The organism is Acinetobacter sp. AC1-2, assembly GCF_016124155.1.
Taxonomy (GTDB): domain Bacteria; phylum Pseudomonadota; class Gammaproteobacteria; order Pseudomonadales; family Moraxellaceae; genus Acinetobacter; species Acinetobacter calcoaceticus.
On the sequence record NZ_JABFFO010000002.1, the window covers coordinates 208,924 to 228,932 of the forward strand.

Genomic DNA, 20,009 nt, shown 5'->3' on the forward strand with positions numbered 1-20,009 from the left:
ATTTACTTTTGTTTCGTCAAAAGTAACAAAACCATTTGTCGAACTGACGACACATCCTGAGCGATTTCCGAAGCACTGCTTTGGGAATCTGCGCAAGGCAGTGACGTGGCGACATCCATGTCGCCTAGCACGATGGCAAATGGCTTTAAAATTAAACTAAATAAATGCTATATAAAGTTTTACTTCTGCAAGCTTTCTCTAAATAACTGCATCGCTTGTCCACGATGACTAATCTTATTTTTGTCTTCTTTAGACAGCTCAGCACTAGAAACTTGCAATTCAGGCAACCAGAACAGTGGGTCATAGCCAAAGCCATTTTCACCACGTGCAGCTTCTAAAATTTCGCCGTACCAGATGCCTTGGAAAATTTGTGGCAAAGGGTCTTCTGCATGAGTCACTAAAGCAAGTACACACACAAACATACCTTCAATCACTTCACCATTTTTACGAAATGGTAAAAGATCATTTAATAATTTTGCATTGTTGGCAGCATCGTCACCATGTTCTCCAGCATAGCGTGCTGAGTAAATACCGGGTGCGCCACCTAATACAGGAACACAAATACCAGAGTCGTCAGCCATAGCAGGTTTGCCTGAAATTTGAGAGGCATGACGAGCTTTAATAATGGCATTTTCAATAAAGCTTAAACCATCTTCAATTGTATCAGGAATATTAAGGCGACCTTGAGGAATAATTTCTACAGGTAATTTAAGCTGTTCAAAAAGTTTTTCAAACTCTGCGACTTTACCTTTGTTATTGCTGGCAAGAACTAAACTGCCCTGATCAAACCAATGTGGGGTAGACATAATAAAACCAAACTTTATAGCTAATATCGAACGTGAGTTATGTTACGTGTTTTTTAAGAGGGGATATAGAGGGAAATAAATAGAATATAAAATGGCATGATCTAAACTAAAACCACCTTGTAGAGCATACAAGGTGGTTTTAGTCGAGTAAGGTTTTTTTACGGATGAACCGTTATTATTGTGCTTGAATCCATTTGTCTGCACGGTCACGTGCTGTACGGATTTGTTCTTGAGTCAAGTTAGCTGCAAGAGCAGTTTTCTTACCTTCTGATAGGCTAATTACTTTATTGTCGAGCATGCCATCACGAGTTGAAAGCTCATACCACTGGTAAGCACCTACGTAGTTTTTCTTTTGCTCTTCCATCATCGCGAGGTTATAGCTTGCACGGTTATCACCATTGCTTGCTGCTTTCTCAAAGTATTTACGAGCCATTGACTCATCTTTTCTAACACCAATACCGTCGGCATACATACGGCCTACGTTTAATTGTGCTGGCGATAAACCTTGATCAGCTGCTGCTTTAAACCATGTGAAAGCTTGCTTTTCATCTTTTTCTACATCTTTACCATATTGGTAGTGTGTACCAAGGTAAAATTGTGCGCCTGCTTGACCAGCTTTTGCAGCTTTCTGAAGGTCATTAACCCCCATTGTTGAAAAGCGTGCAGCCTGACTCGCAACCGATTGTGGCTGGGCGATATAATCTGCATGAGCCTGCATACTTAGCAGTCCTGCAAATAGTGTGCTAAATAATGTCTTTTTCATAGTGCACTCACTCGATAAATAGCGACTTCACCAAACAAATTAGGAACATGTTTGCTTAACAGGCTTCCCTGCTGATTTCCATTGACGGCGAGTCGATTAATAATTTGTATCTGATTTTCCGCACAAAGTGCTTCGAAATCTTTAAATGTACATAAATGAATATTGGGGGTGTTATACCACATATATGGTAGAGCATCCGATACAGGCATCATACCTTTTAATGCAAGAAAAGAACGAGTCTTCCAATGCGCAAAGTTTGGAAAAGTAATAATTGCCTGTTTACCCACACGCACCATGTCTCTTAATAAAACATCCGGTGCATCTACAGCTTGCAAAGCCTGTGCCATAACCACATAGTCAAAAGACTGGTCAGCAAAACGGCTCAAACCGAGATTCAAATCTTGTTGAATAATATTTAACCCGCGACTGACGGCAATTGCAATCTTTTCTTGATCAATTTCTAAGCCATAAGCACGAATTTGATGCTTTTGGCTCATATGAGCGAGTAATTCACCATCACCGCACCCCAAGTCGAGTACGCTTGAGCCTGGTTTAATCCACTTTTCTGCCAGTTGTTGATCAATACGCATTAGCTTGCCTCCAGTGACGTCGATTTTAAGAGTTCTTCACCGCCTAAGAAAGCGCGCATTGTTTTTACATACAATGGAATCGGGAATAAGAACGAGTCATGTCCTTGTTCCGCATCAATATCGAGGTAACTTACTGGCTTATGATTGGTAATGAGTGCATCAACAATCTCTTGAGAGCGACTTGGTGTAAAACGCCAGTCTGTTGTAAAAGAAACGATCAGGAACTGACATTTTGTTTTACCCATCGCGTCTGTTAACGAGTGGTTGTATTCACGTGATGGATCAAAATAATCCAATGCTTTGGTCATAATGAGATAAGTATTGGCATCAAAGTTACGGCTAAACTGTTCGCCTTGGTAACGAAGGTAGCTTTCGACCTGAAACTCGACATCAAAACCATACATAAATTTGCCTGATTTTAAATCACGACCAAATTTTTGTTTCATGGCTTCTTCGGAAAGATAGGTGATATGACCTACCATGCGAGCCAAAATCAGGCCACGCTTAGGATAGCTATCATTTTCCAAATAACGACCATGATGGAAGTCTGGATCAGACAAGATAGACTGGCGTGCAACCTCATTAAAGGCAATATTTTGTGCTGAAAGCTTTGGCGCACTGGCAATGATGACACATTTTTGTAAGCGGTCAGGATAGTCTACCGACCATTGTAGTGCCTGCATGCCCCCTAAAGAGCCACCAATAACGGCATACCAAATATTTACACCCAACCGGTCAGAAAGCATGGCTTGCGTTTTGACCCAGTCACGTACTGTAACTAATGGGAAATCTGGTCCATAAGGGCGATTATCATTTTCAGGATTTGGTGATGTTGGGCCAGTTGAGCCATTACACCCACCAATATTATTTAGCGAAACTACAAAAAACTTATTCGTGTCGATTGCTTTACCCGGGCCAATACAACTATCCCACCAGCCAGCTTTTTTATCATCTTCATGGTGATAACCCGCTGCATGATGATGTCCAGATAAGGCATGACAGATTAAAATGGCATTTGATTTATCTGCATTTAAAGTGCCGTAAGTTTCGACCATTAATTCAAAACGTGGCAAAACACGGTCACATTCAAGATGTAATGGTTCTTCAAATTGGAACTTTTGCGGAGTGACTAACCCCACTGAATCAGCTGGAAAAGACACGGGAACATTTCGCCTTTTAAATCTTTCAGGAATAAAAAGAAAGGATACCAAGCTAGGTATCCTTTCCAAAGTCTTTTTTTAATTAAACAGCGGCGGCAACAACCTGATCTGTACTTAAAACGCCTTGATCAATCAAACGGTTAGTACATGCAATAATTGCTTCAATTGATGAGGTGACTGTATTGTCATGAACACCTGCACCAAATGAACCTCTGCCTGTACCTTTGACTTGAAGTTCAATTAAGGTTAACGCCTTCGCATTTGCACCTGAACTGATACTACGTTCTTCATAGTTCAATACGTCAATTGGTAACTGAAGCGCATTTAAGAATGCAGAAATCGGTCCGTTACCTTCACCACGAAGTTGTTGTGTTTCACCTTCGACATCAACATCAAGTTCGATGATTTGAGTACCATTAATGTCAGATAATCTGTAGTTTTTGACTGTGTAATGATGGTTTTTCACATCAACATAAGTGTCTTTAAATAAGGTCCAGATTTCTTTTGCATTAATTTCTGTACCATTATCATCAGCATATTGTTGAACAACCTGACTGAATTCGATTTGTAAACGGCGAGGCAACACAACGTTGTAGTTCGCTTCTAATAAGTAAGCGATACCGCCTTTACCAGACTGGCTGTTTACACGAATAACTGCATCGTAGTCGCGGCCCAAATCTTTCGGATCGATTGGCAAGTAAGGCATATCCCAGATTTCTTCGTTTTTCTGGTACTCGAAGCCTTTTTTGATTGCATCCTGATGTGAACCAGAGAATGCAGTAAATACTAAGTCACCTGCATATGGATGGCGAGGGTGTACAGGTAAACCAGTACATTCTTCAACCGTTGCAATCACTTCATTAATGTTAGAGAAATCTAACTCTGGCGCTACACCTTGGGTATACATGTTCAATGCAATCGCTGCAACGTCAACGTTACCTGTACGTTCGCCGTTACCGAACACACATCCTTCAACACGGTCAGCACCTGCCATAATTGCAAGTTCTGATGCAGCAATACCACAGCCGCGGTCATTGTGGCAGTGAACAGAAATGATTACGCCATCACGACGTGCCAAATTACGATGCATCCATTCAATTTGGTCTGCATAAACATTTGGCGTAGAAACTTCTACAGTCGCAGGTAAGTTTAAAATAACTTTATGGTCAGGACGTGCATCCCAGATTTCTGTGACGGCATCACAGACATCTTTAGCGACTTCTAATTCTGTTGCAGAGAAACACTCTGGACTGTACTGGAAAATCCAGTCAGTTTGAGGATACTGCGCCGCATATTCTTTAACTTTTTGAGCAGCATTAATTGCTAATTGTTTTGCGCCGTTAACATCTACATTCAACACTTTTTGACGGAAGGTTGGAGAATTAGAGTTATAAATATGCACAATCGCACGTTTAGCACCTGCTAAAGACTCAAAAGTACGTTCAATTAAATGATCACGTGCCTGAACCAAAACTTCAATGTATACGTCATCAGGAATATGATTTTCTTCGATCAACATACGGGTAAAATCGAAGTCGATTTGAGATGCAGAAGGGAAGCCGATTTCAATATGCTTAAAACCGATTTTTACAAGCATTTTGAACATTTTGAATTTTTGTTCCATGTCCATTGGTTCAAAAATTGCTTGGTTACCGTCACGTAAATCGGTGCTCATCCAGATTGGCGCTTTTGTAATTTCGTTATTTGGCCATTGGCGATCTGGTAAATCCACTCGTTGGTACATACGGCGGTATTTTTTGCTTGGGTCAGCCAACATCATGAGAAAACTCCTTGTCTCGTAGCGCGGTTGCTCTGAATATATTTAAAAGGCAACGTCTCTACGGTTATATATGGTATCTAATTGAGAAAAATTAAAGGTAATTTCGAAGTGCTGCTTTAAAAAGCAGACAAAATATTTATACGCGCGCGTGGCGCAGCATCAGGAGTTGCAGATGATGTCTTGCTTGAGTAGGCTGGGCAAACAAGTAATTCGTTTTCATCTCTAGACCGTGAAATAATAAGTTTGGTGGTTTGCTAATATGTTTATCATTTAGATATATCACATCTAAACAATGATTACACGTTGTGCAAAATTCTTATAATAATTTTAATCTCGGAAATTAGAAAATAATTTTCTAATTTTGCGCTACTTTCTAATTTGTGGGAAATATTTTTCGATATTTCGCCTTATTAAGGGAAAAAAGATTACATCGTCTCAATAAGGCAAAAATAAATGTAGTTACAGTTCTGACCACATGCGAATTAAGTTGTGGTAAATGTTGGTGAGTTTCATAACTTCAGAATAACTATCACCGTGTGTCTTACGTAGTGCTCTGATACTTTCATCTAAATTAAATAGAAGGTGTCGCTTACTATCATCGCGCACCAGACTTTGAACCCAGAAAAAAGAAGCAAATCGAGTACCTGATGTAATACTACTTACCTCATGTAAGCTAGTAGAGGGATAGAGTACGACATCACCTGCTGGTAATTTGACTTCGTGATAACCATAAGTATCTTCAATAACCAGATCACCACCTTCATATTCATCAGGTTCACTTAAAAATAATGTACAAGATAAATCGGTACGAATTTGTTCAGAAGTACCACGGATAAGACGAATTGAGTTATCTACATGGAAGCCAAAGCTTTCATGTTCATCATATCGATTAAAAAGTGGTGGAATAATTTTGTGAGGTAGGGCTGAGGCCTGAAACACAGGATTTTGCCAAATTGCTTTGATCACAATATCACTTAAATGATGTGTAAGTGGATCTTGTTCAGAGAGTTGCTGATTTCTTTTAACTGAAGCCGATAGAGTGCCAGCAGTAACTTTCCCTCCCACCCAATTCGCTTCTTTCATGAGTTTACGAAACTCGGCAACTTGCTCTTTGCTTAAAACATTAGGGATATGATGAATCACAGCAAACACCTTTAAATAGATATTTCATTTATAAAAAATAGCCTCGTGATGAGGCTATCTTATATGAACTTTAATTAATTCCATAAATAAATTATGGAATTTAAACTTAGTACTTAAAGTTAATTGCTAACACTGCGTTACGGCCATTACCTTCAAATGCATAGTGGGCTGCATGTGCACTCGTGAAATAGCGCTTATCAGAAATATTATTAATATTAAGCTGTAAATTTACGTTCTTGTTAACGTCGTATTTAGCCATCGCATTGTAAATAGTATAAGTTGGCAAGTATTTAGGTGCAGTCGTGTTCACAAAAACTTGATCGCGGTATTCAACACCAGCTCCTAAAGTTAATTGAGGCATTACTCTGTAAGTAGACCATAAAGTCGCGCTGTTTTTAGCTACGAATGGAAGAGGTTTACCTTCTTGAGCAACTGCGTTGTAAGCTGCTTCCGTGATTTCACTATCTAAATAGCTATAACCTGTAGAAACATCCCATTTGTCGGTAATTTTCCCGTTCAGACTAATTTCAAATCCATCAACTTTACTTTTACCTGCATTGGTAGTCGTGTTCGGGTCGATTTGGATGCGAGTATTTTGCTTCTCAGTACGGAAAACTGCTGCTGTTAAGTTCGCACGATTATTAAACAGGTCCCATTTTGTTCCAAGTTCAAAAGTACGAGCTTCTTCAGGTTTTAGTTCATTTGCACTCGCACTTGCGGTCCCTGAGTCGCTAATAGAATCTGAACCTGTATCACCTTCAGCTAGCACACCTACAGGGTTCGCTGACGTTGCGTAGCTTAAATAAATACTACCATCTTCTGTTGGTTTAAAAACTAAACCAGCTTGGTAAGAGAAGTAATCTGTATCACTTTCTAATTTATCACCAGCTTTATGAGGTGTACGTCCACCTACATCCTTATTGTATTTTTTCTCAGTTTCAAATTTATCCCAACGAACACCTAGGTTAAGTAACCATTGTGGATTAAATTCAATACTGTCTAAAGCGTAGACTCCTACATTATGACTACGAGTGGTCGATTGTGCTGTAATAGATCCACGTTTATCTGTGAATGCGCCGTTTCCTGGATTATTTAAACTCGTACACCAGCCATTTGCTACAGCAGCAGCTGAAGTACAGTTTTGAATATTGCTGTCTAAAATAGTCGATGTAGTTTCACCAGCAGCATTGGTAAAGGTATATACGCCTTGGTCAGTTTCTTGGAAGCTCCATTCAGTACCGACATTAAAAGAATGTTTTAATGAACCAGTATTGAATTTACCTCTCAAAGAAAGTTGATCACTATAAGCATCGCTATCTAAGATACGGCTTAAAGCACGGCGAGCGATTGTACCTCTGTAAATGTTACCCTTCGAGTCATCAGCATTGGTGTAAACATAGTCAGATTTAGATTTGTTGTAAGTCGCTACATTAGACAAGGTAAGATTTTCATTAAAGTCATGTTCTAATTTAAACGTACCAATATGGTTTTCACGTTTATCAAAGTCACGAGCTTTCCAGCCATAGTAAGTACCCGCTTTTACATCAACAGGCTTACCGTTACCAGGAGTCACAGTAACTCCAGCCGGAGGAGTAGTCGGGTTTGCATTGTTAAATGGAATACCCGCATCTGGTTCATCATTACTGCGTAAATAGTAGTAGCTAAGTGTTCCACGAGTTGCTGTATCTAGGCCAAATGCAAGGCTTGAGGCAATACCTGCACGAGCATATTCAGCGCCGTTACTCTGACCAGCTTTTTCATTTTCATGGCCCATGATAACAACACGACCAGCAATTCCGTTACCAAAGTCTTTGTTGGCATCAAGTTGGATATGGCGATAGTTGTCAGTACCACCTTGAACACTACCTTGGTAAACGTCACCTTCATGAGCAACTTTAGGGATTAAGTTGATACTTCCACCAACGCTACCACCGCCACCAAGAGCAGAAGAAGAGCCCTTAATCACTTCAACTTGTTCAATGGCAAACATATCGCGGCTTTGTGACGTTGTATTGCGAACACCATCAACATAAATAGAAGACTGTCCGCTATAACCACGAATGTAAGGCATATCTGTAAATGGTGTACCGCCTTCACCTGCACCTAAAGTAATGCCTGGTTCATAACGTAAAGCTTCGAGTAGGGTATTAGAGTTCGTATCTTTAATTAATTTTTGAGAAAGAATAGAGACCGATTTTGGCGTGTCTTTGAGGGGAGCCACGAATTTAGAGTTTGCAGACTGGTCTACTTTTAAAGATTCTTCTTGAGTCGCTTGAGTATGAATCGTTGGTAATTGTGAAATTGCTTCTTGTGCCATGGCTGTTGTTGCAATCATTGATAGCGAAGAAGCTATCGCAGAAGAAACAATTTTTTTACGTGTTCTAATCAAAGACATGACTTCAGGACTCTAAAACTAAAAGGTTATGCGAATAATAATAATTCTTATTTATATGTACAGTTTGTGTTAATTGGATTTGCCAATTGAATTGTGAAGAAAATATGAATAATTGAATGGTTGAATGTGCATTTATGCAGCTAATCTACTGATTCTTAGTAATTGTTTGTAAAAACGATTAAACTTTAACTTTGATTGTAATTTTAGATTTATGAAGAATAACTAAAAAATTAGTTTTACTTAAGACTTTATGAAAAATATTTAAAGAATCATAAAATTACTGTGAAATTTACGAGAATAATGACCTTCACTTAAATGAAGTGGTCGGTTAATTTTGTATATCTTGAAAGTTGTCATATAATACAGCACTTTTAAAAAAACTGTTCCTACTCACTAATTTTTATCGAGGAAGCCATGCAAGTAACGACTGAAGCGGTTTCGGGCGTTGCCCGTCGTTTAAATGTTTCTGTACCGACGAGCCGTATTAACGAGCAATTTGAAGCTCGTTTGAAGCGCACTGCCAAAACTGTGAAGATCAACGGCTTCCGTCCAGGTAAAGTACCTGAAAACGTTGTTCGTCGCGAATACGGTGCGGGCATTTATCAAGAAGTTGTAAATGACATCATTCGTGATAGCGTTTTTGAAGCAATTCAACAAGAAAAAATCAATGCGGTAGGAATGCCGAACATTGATAAAGTTGAACATAAAGAAGATGCTTTAGTTTTTGAAGCGACTGTAGAAGTTTATCCAGAAGTTACAGTACAAGCATTTGACGGTTTAGAAGTTGAACGTAAAACAGCTGAAATTAAAGATGCTGACGTTGACGCTATGATCGAAAACTTGCAAAAACAACGTCAAACTTGGGCTGTTACCAAGGGCATGGCGAAAAAAGACATGCAAGTGACTTTTGACTTTGAAGGCACTATCGATGGTGAGAAGTTTGAAGGCGGTTCTGCTGAAGACTTTAAACTTGTGTTAGGTTCAGGTCGTATGATTCCTGGCTTCGAAGACGGCATCATTGGCATGAAAGCTGGCGAAGAGAAAGTAATCGATGTTACTTTCCCAGAAGATTACCAAGCTGAAAACTTGGCTGGTAAAGCAGCTCAGTTCAAAATCACTGTGAAGCAAGTTGAAAAATCAAAACTTCCAGAAATTGATGCTGAATTCTTGAAAATCTTCGGTGTAACTGAAGAAGAAGGCGTTGAGAAGTTAAAAGCTGACGTTCGTAAGAATATGGAACGTGAAGTTCGCAATGGTTTACGTAACCAAGTTAAACAAGCTGCTTTTGATGCACTTGTTGCTGCGAACGAAGTTGAAGTTCCAACTGCAATGGTTGCTCAAGAAATTGACCGTCAACGTCAACAAATGGTTCAACAATTCACTCAACAGTTCGGTGGTGCAGGCGCGCAATCTTTTGACAAGAGCATGCTTCCTGACGAATTGTTCAAAGAGCAAGCAGAGCGTTCTGTTAAGCTTGGCGTATTGGTGAGCAAAGTTTTAGCTGACGCTAAACTTGAAGTTGATCAAACTCGCGTTGATGCTTACATTGACGACATGGCTTCTTCTTACGAAGATCCAACTGAAGTGATTGAATACTTCAAAAATGATGCTCAACAACGTGCTCAAATCGAAGCAGTTGTATTAGAAGATCAAGTTGTTGATCACATCTTAGCTGCTGCTAAAGTGACTGACAAACCAGTATCTTATGATGATTTGTTAAAAGAACAACAAGCTCGCCGTATGGGCTAATCTTTTAAGAAGTCAGAAAAAGGCGCTTTAGGCGCCTTTTTTGTTTTTCACTATGTGGTTAATTTGAGTGCGACATTAAGTACTTAGGTATAAATAATATAATATTTCAGTGCGAACCTTTTGCAATTTGAGAAATTATCCCGCATATTGTTGCCATAGGTTAAGTCACAAAAAATTTAGGAATAAATAACGTATGTATGTTCCAACAATTGAAAATGCTTTAGTTCCTGTTGTGGTTGAACAATCTTCTCGCGGCGAACGTTCTTTTGATATTTATTCACGACTTTTACGTGAGCGCGTCATTTTCTTAACAGGTGAAGTTGAAGACAACATGGCAAATCTGATTGTTGCCCAAATGTTGTTTTTAGAAGCTGAAAACCCTGATAAAGATATCCACCTTTATATCAACTCTCCAGGTGGTTCTGTGACAGCGGGCATGGCTATTTATGACACGATGCAGTTTATTAAACCTGATGTCGTGACATATTGTATGGGTCAAGCTGCTTCAATGGGTGCATTCTTGTTAAATGCTGGTGCTAAAGGCAAACGCTATTGTCTAGAAAATGCCCGTGTCATGATTCATCAACCATTGGGTGGTTTCCGCGGTCAAGCATCGGATATTGAAATTCATGCGCGTGAAATTCTATTTATTAAAGAACGTTTAAACCGCTTAATGGCAGAGCACAGTGGTCAAGACTACGAAACCGTTGCTCGTGATACTGACCGTGATAACTTTATGACAGCACAGTCTGCTAAAGAATATGGTTTGGTTGATCAGGTGTTAAGTAAGCGTCCATAAGGACCTTCTGATGTAAATAACTTGAGATGTTGAAAAAGATCTCCATTTAGTTATTTATGCAGTGCATCTTGCCCTAATATTTAAGATTCTATTTGTGGAGTGAATATGTCCGAACATCCTCAAGGACAAAAACATTGTTCATTTTGCGGTAAAACGCAGTCTGAAGTCGGGAAACTGATTGCAGGTGAGGACGCATATATTTGTAATGAATGTGTGGATGTCTGCTTAGACCTTGTACAAACCAGCCAACAGGTTGAAGCAGGGGACTGGGCAAGTAAGGCATTGCCAAAACCACATGAAATACGTGCTGCGCTTGATCAATATGTGATTGGTCAAGATCTTGCCAAAAAGACGTTATCTGTTGCGGTTTATAATCATTATAAACGCCTAAAAGTTGGTCATAATGGCCATGTGTCTAAAGAAGTAGAAATTGCTAAAAGTAACATTCTACTTATTGGACCTACAGGTTCGGGTAAAACTTTACTTGCGCAAACATTAGCTCGCCTTTTAGATGTTCCATTTGCAATGGCAGATGCAACGACATTAACCGAAGCTGGTTATGTGGGCGAAGATGTTGAAAATATTGTACAAAAACTTTTGCAAAAAGCGGACTACGATGTAGAAAAAGCTCAGAAGGGCATTATCTATATTGATGAAATTGACAAGATTACTCGTAAATCTGAAAACCCGTCAATTACGCGTGATGTTTCAGGTGAAGGTGTACAACAAGCATTGTTAAAAATGATTGAAGGTACAGTGGCTTCTATTCCTCCGCAAGGTGGGCGTAAGCATCCGCAGCAAGAGTTTATCCAAATTGACACCTCGAATATCTTGTTTATTTGTGGTGGTGCATTTTCTGGTTTGGAAAAAATTGTACAGCAGCGTCAAGAGAAAGGCGGTATTGGTTTTACAGCTGATGTTAAAAACAAAGATGAAACCAAAAAACTTGCTGAATTGTTCCGTCAGGTTGAGCCAACCGACTTAGTGAAATTTGGTTTAATTCCAGAATTCATTGGTCGTTTACCAGTGATTGCTACACTTGAAGAGTTGGATGAAGAAGCATTAATGCAAATTTTGACTGAGCCAAAAAATGCATTAACTCGCCAGTATCAATATCTTTTCACTATGGAAAATGTTGATCTGATCTTTGAAGATTCTGCATTGCGCGCTATTGCGAAGAAAGCACTTGAACGTAATACAGGCGCGCGTGGTCTACGCTCTATTATGGAGAACGTACTGCTTGAAACCATGTATGATTTACCAAGTCGTACTGATGTCGGAACAGTCATCATTAATGAAGCAGTCATTAATGGTGAAGCAGAACCTGTTTATCAAGCAGAGCGTCAACCTAAAGAAGCTGCAACGCATGAAAGTGTTGCTAAGGCAGATTTAAAGGTTATTGATTCGAAGTCTGCATAGATTTCATTCATCTAAAAAGCATGAATCGCGTGAGTGATTCGTGCTTTTTTTGTTTTCAATTTATGTGGGTGGTGTTAATCTTAAAAATACAAAATACGCATAGTTTTGCGGTGTAAAAAATAAATCAAAAACAAAACGCTTTGAGGGATGCCATGCGTTATTTAATCGTATCTTTGTGCTGTGCCGGACTGTTTGTGGGCTGTCAAAGTTCATCTCATTTAGAAAAAAATACGGGTGAATTGACTGCAACCTTACCTAAAGTCGATGTTGAAAAAGAACCCGGACTATTAGATCAATATCACGTAGGTGGTTTTGCGGTAGGTGGTTGGGTTAATCAAAAATTGGGTCAGACATTTGTTCCGATCAAACCACAAAACGCACAAGCTGCTGTTGTTTATCTCTATCGACCAGATACAAAATGGAATCGTCAGGAAATTGCTGCGATTAACCTGTTTGTAAATGGCAAGCGAATTCCGAGCCTACTACATAACCATTATTATTGGATTGAATTGCCAGCAGGAACTTATCGTCTTTCTGCGAGCCGCCCTTTATTGGGTATTCATTTTCAAGAGCCAAAATATATGGATATAACTGTTGAAGCTGGAACGTCTTATTATTTGAAATATGATGAAGAAAATAAAATGGACCGAGATGAACACACTGGCCCATTTATGTTAATGCAAGATAATATTGGCCGTAGAGAAATTGCTTTTACTGAGTTGAAATCTTCAAGCTACAACTTTGTAGCAGAAGATGCTTCAGGCAAGATTCGACATAAACCACAAGAATTAAAACCTGCCAAATATGATGAAAAATCAGATGTACATCTGATTAAGCCTTTTAAATTATGGAATCCTTTAACTTGGTAATGGCCTGAAAAAGATAAAGAAAAGTTAAGACTTTTCTTTATCTTTCATCAATGGCGCAATAATTTTAAGCATCTCTTCTTGCATATGATCCCTTGCTTTAGGGTCATTAAAGGTCTGTTGTCCTAACTCCATCATATATTCTGAAATTTGCCCCATAATCTGCACGTTTTTACGTGTAATCGATTGGCCTTCTGGGGTTTTTAAAAACTTAAGATTCGCTTGAATCTCTTCTTCAGAATATGTCTTTAAATAAATATCTTGTAAGGCTTGAGTGGTTTTTGGGTTGCTGATGAGTTGATTGCTTGAATCTTTCAATAGTAAACCGAGCTTTTTTGCAGCTTCTTTTTCTTTTGGACCTAAAGTTTTGATACCCGTGATATTACTAACGATCTGTTCTGCCTGTTGATCATAATAAGGCGTTAATTCATTAATTGATTCTTTAAGTAGGTAATCAATTTGGCTCATTTGCATGAGTTCTTTTACTGAACTTAATTTGGCAGGAGAGGCAAATAAGCTTGTCGTAATACAGCTTAGGCAGAGGCTGATTGAAAGATTTTTAAGAATAGGGCGAATAGTCATGAAATGACCTATATTCAATATATGGCGAGAGAGTGCATTTATTAATAGCACAGATTGAAGAAGTAATTGTTACAATTCTTTTCAGATTTTAAAATAAAAAAAGAAGGTATAAAAAAAGCACCGAATTCGGTGCTTTTCTTGATTAGCCTGCTGCAGCATCGACTACTGGAATTTTCCCAATTTTCGCTTGCCAGATTTTTGGAGCAATTGCATGAATTGATGTACCGTTTACGTCAACCGCAACAGAAACAGGCATATCTTCAACTACGAATTTGTAGATTGCTTCCATACCTAAGTCTGCAAACGCAACAACTTCAGCTTCGCGAACAGCTTTAGATACAAGGTAAGCTGCACCACCAACTGCCATTAAGTAAGTTGCTTTGTTGTCTTTGATTGCTTCAATCGCTGTAGGACCACGATCAGCCTTACCGATCATGCCAAACAAGCCAGTATGCTCAAGTACTTTACGTGTGAATTTATCCATACGTGTTGCAGTTGTAGGACCAGCAGGACCAACAACTTCGTCACCCACTGGATCAACTGGGCCAACGTAGTAAATAAACTTACCTTTAAGATCAACTGGTAATTCTTCACCGTTGTCGATCATTTCAACCATACGTTTGTGCGCAGCGTCACGACCTGTGTACATTGTTCCGCTAAGGAGTAATGTGTCACCTGGTTTCCAAGAATCCATTTCTGCTTGAGTAATGGTATCAAGGTTTACACGTTTAGATTTTGAAGAATCCCAAGTTACAGATGGGTAATCTTCAAGTTTTGGTGCCTGAATATGAGCTACACCTGAACCATCAAGCTGGAAGTGAGCATGACGAGTAGCAGCACAGTTAGGAATCATACCTACTGGTTTACCAGCAGCGTGACATGGGTAATCTTTAATTTTAATATCAAGAACAGTTGTTAAACCGCCAAGACCTTGTGCACCAATACCAAGTGCGTTTACTTTTTCAAAGATTTCGATACGAAGTTCTTCGATTTTGTTTTCTGGTCCACGACGAAGTAATTCGTCCATGTTGATTTCTTCCATGAGCGCTTCTTTAGCAAGCATCATGGCTTTTTCAGCAGTACCACCAATACCAATACCGAGCATACCTGGAGGACACCAGCCTGCACCCATTGTTGGTACAGTTTTAAGTACCCAATCAACAATCGAGTCAGATGGGTTAAGCATCGCAAGTTTAGATTTGTTTTCTGAACCGCCACCTTTAGCAGCAACAGTAATATCTACTTTGTTACCCGGAACGAGTTTGTAGTGAATTACAGCAGGGGTATTATCTTTTGTGTTTTTGCGACCAAATGCAGGGTCAGCAAGTACAGATGCACGAAGAACGTTGCTATTTTCAAGGTAACCTTGGCGAACACCTTCATTCACTGCATCGTCTAAGCTCATTGTTAAATCAAATTTAACATCTAAGCCCACTTCAAGGAAAACGTTAACAATACCAGTATCTTGGCAAATTGGACGATGACCTTCCGCACACATGCGAGAGTTAATTAAAATCTGTGCAATTGCATCCTTTGCAGCTTGGTTTTCTTCGCGATCATAAGCGCGACTCATCGCTTGGATGAAGTCTTGCGGGTGATAGTACGAAATAAACTGTAGGGCGTCCTTGATTGATGTAATCAAGTCATCTTGTTTGATAATCGTTGTCATACCAAAAAATCTCTTGAGCGGGCTGTTAGCTAGCGGGCTAAATTATATGACAAAAAGATAGTTTTGTGGGAGATTGGTTGATCTTTTGACCGAAAGTCGCATAAGACTATATAGAGCGCATTTAAACGTCAGAGATAGGAAAATTATTTATTTTGAAACGATTAAAATAAAAAAAGCCATTTGAGCGGACATCAAATGGCGAGAGGTAGAAGCGGATCAAATTATTAATTATTTAGCAGCAGCTTGCTGTTCAGCCTGAATTGCCGTTAATGCAATGGTAAACACGATGTCATCTACCAATGCTCCGCGAGACAAGTCATTTACAGGTTTGTTTAGACCTTGCAACATTGGTCCAACGCTCACAACATTCGCAGCACGTTGTACTGCTTTGTACGTGGTGTTACCCGTATTTAAATCTGGGAAAATAAATACATTGGCACGACCTGCAACTCGCGAGTCTGGTGCTTTTTGGCGTCCAACACTTTCAACTGAAGCTGCATCGTACTGAAGTGGCCCATCAATAAGTAAATCAGGACGACGTTGCTGAGCAATTTGAGTTGCTTGTTGTACCTTCTCAACATCAGCACCTGTGCCAGATGTTCCAGTTGAGTAGCTGATCATGGCAATACGTGGATCAATTCCAAAAGCTTTAGCCGAGTCAGCAGACTGAATCGCAATTTCAGCCAGTTGTTCGGCTGTCGGGTCTGGATTAATCGCACAGTCGCCATACACATAAACTTCATCTGGTAAAAGCATGAAGAAGATGGATGAAACCAGTGAATAATCTGGCGCTGTTTTGATGAGCTGGAATGCTGGGCGGACCGTATTTGCTGTGGTGTGTACTGCGCCAGAAACTAGGCCATCTACTTCGTCTAAAGCTAACATCATCGTACCGAGTACTACGGTGTCTTGAAGTTGTTCTTTGGCCTGAAGCTCGTTGAGCTTACCTTTACGCAGCTCGACCATTGGCGCTACATATTGGTCGCGAATGCTATCTGGATCAACAATTGCTAATCCGGCTGGTAATTCAATACCACGGGCTTTTGCAACATCCTGAACAGCCTCTGGTTTTGCCAGTAAAATACAGTCAGCAATGCCACGTGCCTGACAAATTGCCGCAGCTTGAATGGTGCGTGGCTCATCGCCTTCAGGTAGTACAATTCGTTTTTTCGCTGCAATCGATTTTTGCACCAGTTCGTGACGGAAAGCCGATGGCGACAGACGAGGGGTAGCTGCATTGTTGCTGTGCTGCTTAAGCCATTCGACATCAATATGACTTGAAACAAAACGAGTCACTTGTTCCGCACGTTCAGTATCATCGACGGGAATTTCATTACCAAAGTCAGATAAACGCTGAGCAGTTTCTAATGTATTGAGACGTGTATGTAAAATTGGTAAGCCTTGCTTGATCGCATTTTGGCAAAACTCTAAAAGCTCAGGAGCTGGTGCTTCACGTTCAGTAAGAACCAAACCAGCGAGTGGAATACCATTACTGGTCGCCAAACTACTTGCTAGTAATACGTCTGTACGCTCAGACGCACTAATAATTAGTTCGCCTGCAATAAATTTATTGAGTTCATATTCAATACTTGACGCAATTAAACTTGAATGCAAAATACGGCGTGTTTTAGCTTCACCTTGATGTACCCATTGCCCATCAATCACATTCGCAATATCTAGGGTTCTCGGTACGCTCAGCGTATTACTAAATGGAACTAAACCAATAATCGGTAAATCGCTAGAACCAAAATAGCGATTATATTTTTGCAATTCGGTCGTAAATTTTGCGATGTCTTCAGTCGGACGTAACGATGGATCAAACGCAACAGGAATTTGTGCTGTTTCTTCGGTTAATCCACGGGTACGCATAAAGAGTACACCCGCAGTACGATTTGAAGCTGCACCGCCAAACTGACGTAAATGAGCATCTACTTTTTCTGCGGCTTTTTTAGGGTTTTGAATATCTGCTGTACTGACCAATACGACTTCTGCATCAAGTGCTTGTGCAAGACTCGCGTTAAGTTCACTTGCGAAGTGGTCTTGTCCGTTTGGTAATAAGCCTTCCACAATAATGACATCATGGTCTGCTGCAACACTGCGATGTAGACTCACAGCTTCTTCAAGTAATTCATCCACTTCCCCAGCGGCAATAAGCTGAGTTAATTTTTCATGCGAAATAGATTGAACTGTTTTACCTTGAAATAAATGACCGAATAATGAAGTTGTTCGATCAAGATGCTCTTGGTCTTCTTGAGAAAATGGTTTTAAAAAGCCTGCTTTAATCCCGTTGCAATCAAGTGCGTAAATCATGCCTAGGCAGGCAGAGGTTAAACCAACCCCTTCACCTGTAGGAATCAATAAAATTGTATTCATATAAACCTATAAATAAATGAATATCGAGTTTTCGCTAAGATCTGATTAAGCAAGGCTCGCTACAGATGCTGTAGTTCCTGCCGCTTCAACAACTTGACGGGTTTCTTTGGCAATGCGGCCTTCTTCATCTGTAGGAATGACCCAAATTTGCGGACCTGTTCCATTGTCGATTCGGCCTTCAGTGCCACGTTTTAAGTTGTTGTTTTGATCTTTGTCGAGCTGCAAACCAAAATGAGGTAAATACGCTAAAGTTTTTTCACGAATATATGCCGAGTTTTCACCAATACCACCTGTGAAAATGAGGCCGTCTAAAGTTGGTAAACCACAGCTTAAGGCAGCAAGTGATTTTGCAAGGCGATAACTAAACACTTCAATTGCAAGGCAAGCATCTTCATTGCCAATTTCTGCTGCTTCAATGACTGTACGCATGTCATTAGACAATTGCGACAAGCCAAGTAAGCCACTTTCGTTATTTAAAACTTTATCAATTTTAGCAAGGTCCCAACCAAGGTTTTTCGCAAGGAAGCTATGTAAGCTTGGGTCGACATCACCACTACGGGTTCCCATCACCACACCTTCAAGTGGAGTAAGGCCCATAGAGGTATCAACACTTTGTCCGTTCCATACTGCACAAGTTGAACTGCCGTTTCCTAGATGTGCTGTTAACCAACCACCTTTTTTCAGATTGCCTGCAAGTTCACTTGCTCGGTCAGACACATAGGCATGGCTTGTACCATGGAAGCCATAACGACGGACGTTATGTTCGGTATATAAGAACTTAGGAATTGCATAACGGTAGGCATGTGGTGGCATGGTTTGATGAAATGCGGTGTCGAATACTGCAACTTGAGGCAATTCAGGAAATAGGCGTACGGTTGCGTCAATACCAATTAAATGTGCTGGGTTGTGAAGAGGAGCTAAAGGCGTCGCAGCACGAATACGTTCAATAATTTCAGGGGTGAGTAATTCTGCTTTGGTTAAACTACCGCCGTGTACAACACGATGGCCGATTGCCTGTGGTTTGTAGTTGGCAAGACGCGCAAGTAAAGTTTCTAAAGCTTTGGCATGGTCAGCATAGGGGATAGCAAGTTCAAGTGGTTCACCACCAACAGTCACTCCCTTAATACGAGCATCGGCTGCCCCCAAGTTTTCTGCTAAACCGTAAATACGATCTTCACGACGTTCTGAAACTAGAGCATATTTAATAGATGAAGAGCCGCAATTGATAACTAATACTGATGTAGCCACGTTGAAATACCCACGTCCTGATTTAAAATAGTTTTCCTAACTTCCTGTTCAAAATGTATTATTTTCGGCTACACGTTGAACTGGTTGTCATGTTTTAACATGTGTTGTTTTTCTGTCCAAGATAGACTTTAGCCCATTAGACTTAAGCACTATCGACCATCAAATTATTTGTAACTAATATTTGTTCAGTATAAAGCTTAATCACTGTATTCCTTGTTTTTTTATAAGGATGCAAACGAGTTTTTTGTATACATTTATGAAAAGTAAGCTTGAATCAAATTTCATTTTTAAATGTTGGGTATTGATTCTTTTTTAAGAAGGCAGAAGTCTCTTTAATTAAATTTGAAAAATATATTACAAATAATATACGTAATTGAAAGTAAGAATTAATAGTAGGAATGAGAATTATAAAGCATAAAACATAGGCTTATTAGAACTAAAAAATAGTATGAAAAGCTTATTATCTAGATGTTGTTCAATGTGTTTCATAATATTGATATTACAATAATTTTACCATAATTTCTGAAGTTTAGTTTAAGCATAAATAATCGAGATTTTAAATAGGTTTTTGGTCTAAAACCTAAGCTTACTATGCCTCTAAGGCTTGTGCTGAGGTCATTACAGCAGCATTGACTGGGGTTGCATGTCGCTTTTCGCCTGAATAATA

General features: G+C 39.6%; 15 protein-coding genes and 1 pseudogene. 4 read left to right on the forward strand and 12 right to left on the reverse strand.

Translation table 11 applies throughout. The features are described from left to right. Nucleotides 1-179: 179 nt before the first annotated feature. The 7 genes from rdgB to HL290_RS11215 form a co-directional block, all read right to left on the reverse strand. Nucleotides 180-806, reverse strand: a complete 627-nt coding sequence (rdgB, locus tag HL290_RS11185) for an RdgB/HAM1 family non-canonical purine NTP pyrophosphatase (RefSeq protein ID WP_198496495.1) — start codon at nt 804-806, stop codon at nt 180-182. A gap of 175 nt (nt 807-981) precedes the next feature. Continuing rightward, on the reverse strand, nt 982-1,569 hold the full coding sequence (locus HL290_RS11190; protein ID WP_016801941.1) for a tetratricopeptide repeat protein: 588 nt from the start codon (nt 1,567-1,569) through the stop codon (nt 982-984). Then, the gene (gene metW / locus HL290_RS11195) at nt 1,566-2,159 is read right to left on the reverse strand and encodes a methionine biosynthesis protein MetW (RefSeq protein ID WP_001217230.1); all 594 of its coding nucleotides are present in this window, start codon (nt 2,157-2,159) and stop codon (nt 1,566-1,568) included. Before metW ends, HL290_RS11190 begins: the two co-directional genes overlap by 4 nt. Next, nucleotides 2,159-3,319 carry a homoserine O-succinyltransferase MetX gene (gene metX, locus HL290_RS11200; RefSeq protein WP_004641065.1) on the reverse strand — a complete coding sequence of 387 codons (1,161 nt, stop codon included), beginning with the start codon at nt 3,317-3,319 and terminating at the stop codon, nt 2,159-2,161. Before metX ends, metW begins: the two co-directional genes overlap by 1 nt. Nucleotides 3,320-3,401: 82 nt before the next feature. Then, nucleotides 3,402-5,099 carry a 2-isopropylmalate synthase gene (leuA, locus tag HL290_RS11205; protein ID WP_004641067.1) on the reverse strand — a complete coding sequence of 566 codons (1,698 nt, stop codon included), beginning with the start codon at nt 5,097-5,099 and terminating at the stop codon, nt 3,402-3,404. Nucleotides 5,100-5,558: 459 nt separating this feature from the next. Then, on the reverse strand, nt 5,559-6,242 hold the full coding sequence (locus tag HL290_RS11210) for a Fe2+-dependent dioxygenase (RefSeq protein ID WP_198496496.1): 684 nt from the start codon (nt 6,240-6,242) through the stop codon (nt 5,559-5,561). Between the two features lie 106 nt (nt 6,243-6,348). Further along, nucleotides 6,349-8,637, reverse strand: coding sequence for a TonB-dependent receptor (locus tag HL290_RS11215; RefSeq protein WP_198496497.1), 2,289 nt, complete (start codon nt 8,635-8,637; stop codon nt 6,349-6,351). A 414-nt stretch (nt 8,638-9,051) separates the two neighbouring features. Between HL290_RS11215 and tig the strand changes: the two genes are divergently transcribed. The 4 genes from tig (at nt 9,052) to HL290_RS11235 (ending at nt 13,473) form a co-directional block, all read left to right on the forward strand. Beyond that, nucleotides 9,052-10,386 carry a trigger factor gene (gene tig / locus HL290_RS11220; protein ID WP_003654844.1) on the forward strand — a complete coding sequence of 445 codons (1,335 nt, stop codon included), beginning with the start codon at nt 9,052-9,054 and terminating at the stop codon, nt 10,384-10,386. A gap of 193 nt (nt 10,387-10,579) precedes the next feature. Next, a complete protein-coding gene (gene clpP, locus HL290_RS11225) occupies nt 10,580-11,185 on the forward strand; it encodes an ATP-dependent Clp endopeptidase proteolytic subunit ClpP (RefSeq protein ID WP_003654845.1) in 606 nt (201 codons plus the stop codon). A 105-nt stretch (nt 11,186-11,290) separates the two neighbouring features. Further along, a complete protein-coding gene (gene clpX, locus HL290_RS11230) occupies nt 11,291-12,604 on the forward strand; it encodes an ATP-dependent Clp protease ATP-binding subunit ClpX (RefSeq protein ID WP_004641074.1) in 1,314 nt (437 codons plus the stop codon). A 152-nt stretch (nt 12,605-12,756) separates the two neighbouring features. Further along, entirely contained in the window at nt 12,757-13,473 is a 717-nt protein-coding gene (locus HL290_RS11235) for a DUF2846 domain-containing protein (protein ID WP_004641075.1), read from the forward strand. Between the two features lie 24 nt (nt 13,474-13,497). On the opposite strand, the gene HL290_RS11240 is transcribed toward HL290_RS11235, so the two are convergent. The 5 genes and pseudogenes from HL290_RS11240 to HL290_RS11260 all read right to left on the reverse strand — a co-directional run bounded on the left by HL290_RS11240 (nt 13,498) and on the right by HL290_RS11260 (nt 19,443). Next, nucleotides 13,498-14,052 carry a DUF2059 domain-containing protein gene (locus HL290_RS11240; RefSeq protein WP_056482926.1) on the reverse strand — a complete coding sequence of 185 codons (555 nt, stop codon included), beginning with the start codon at nt 14,050-14,052 and terminating at the stop codon, nt 13,498-13,500. A gap of 142 nt (nt 14,053-14,194) precedes the next feature. Beyond that, a complete protein-coding gene (locus HL290_RS11245; RefSeq protein ID WP_004641080.1) occupies nt 14,195-15,721 on the reverse strand; it encodes a fumarate hydratase in 1,527 nt (508 codons plus the stop codon). A 228-nt stretch (nt 15,722-15,949) separates the two neighbouring features. Beyond that, a complete protein-coding gene (pta, locus tag HL290_RS11250) occupies nt 15,950-18,094 on the reverse strand; it encodes a phosphate acetyltransferase (protein ID WP_017391296.1) in 2,145 nt (714 codons plus the stop codon). Nucleotides 18,095-18,139: 45 nt separating this feature from the next. Next, nucleotides 18,140-19,342, reverse strand: a complete 1,203-nt coding sequence (locus tag HL290_RS11255) for an acetate/propionate family kinase (protein ID WP_017391295.1) — start codon at nt 19,340-19,342, stop codon at nt 18,140-18,142. Next, nucleotides 19,324-19,443: pseudogene (locus HL290_RS11260) on the reverse strand (hypothetical protein). The gene HL290_RS11255 and the pseudogene HL290_RS11260 overlap by 19 nt, the downstream one beginning before the upstream one ends. Between the last annotated feature and the right edge of the window lie 566 nt (nt 19,444-20,009).

Bases quoted from the DNA above. Each gene is read 5' to 3' on its own strand.
- rdgB (WP_198496495.1), bottom strand. From the start codon at position 806: ATGTCTACCCCACATTGGTTTGATCAGGGCAGTTTAGTTCTTGCCAGC.
- HL290_RS11190 (WP_016801941.1), bottom strand. From the start codon at position 1,569: ATGAAAAAGACATTATTTAGCACACTATTTGCAGGACTGCTAAGTATG.
- metW (WP_001217230.1), bottom strand. From the start codon at position 2,159: ATGCGTATTGATCAACAACTGGCAGAAAAGTGGATTAAACCAGGCTCA.
- leuA (WP_004641067.1), bottom strand. From the start codon at position 5,099: ATGATGTTGGCTGACCCAAGCAAAAAATACCGCCGTATGTACCAACGA.
- HL290_RS11215 (WP_198496497.1), bottom strand. From the start codon at position 8,637: ATGTCTTTGATTAGAACACGTAAAAAAATTGTTTCTTCTGCGATAGCT.
- tig (WP_003654844.1), top strand. From the start codon at position 9,052: ATGCAAGTAACGACTGAAGCGGTTTCGGGCGTTGCCCGTCGTTTAAAT.
- clpP (WP_003654845.1), top strand. From the start codon at position 10,580: ATGTATGTTCCAACAATTGAAAATGCTTTAGTTCCTGTTGTGGTTGAA.
- clpX (WP_004641074.1), top strand. From the start codon at position 11,291: ATGTCCGAACATCCTCAAGGACAAAAACATTGTTCATTTTGCGGTAAA.
- HL290_RS11235 (WP_004641075.1), top strand. From the start codon at position 12,757: ATGCGTTATTTAATCGTATCTTTGTGCTGTGCCGGACTGTTTGTGGGC.
- HL290_RS11240 (WP_056482926.1), bottom strand. From the start codon at position 14,052: ATGACTATTCGCCCTATTCTTAAAAATCTTTCAATCAGCCTCTGCCTA.
- HL290_RS11245 (WP_004641080.1), bottom strand. From the start codon at position 15,721: ATGACAACGATTATCAAACAAGATGACTTGATTACATCAATCAAGGAC.
- pta (WP_017391296.1), bottom strand. From the start codon at position 18,094: ATGAATACAATTTTATTGATTCCTACAGGTGAAGGGGTTGGTTTAACC.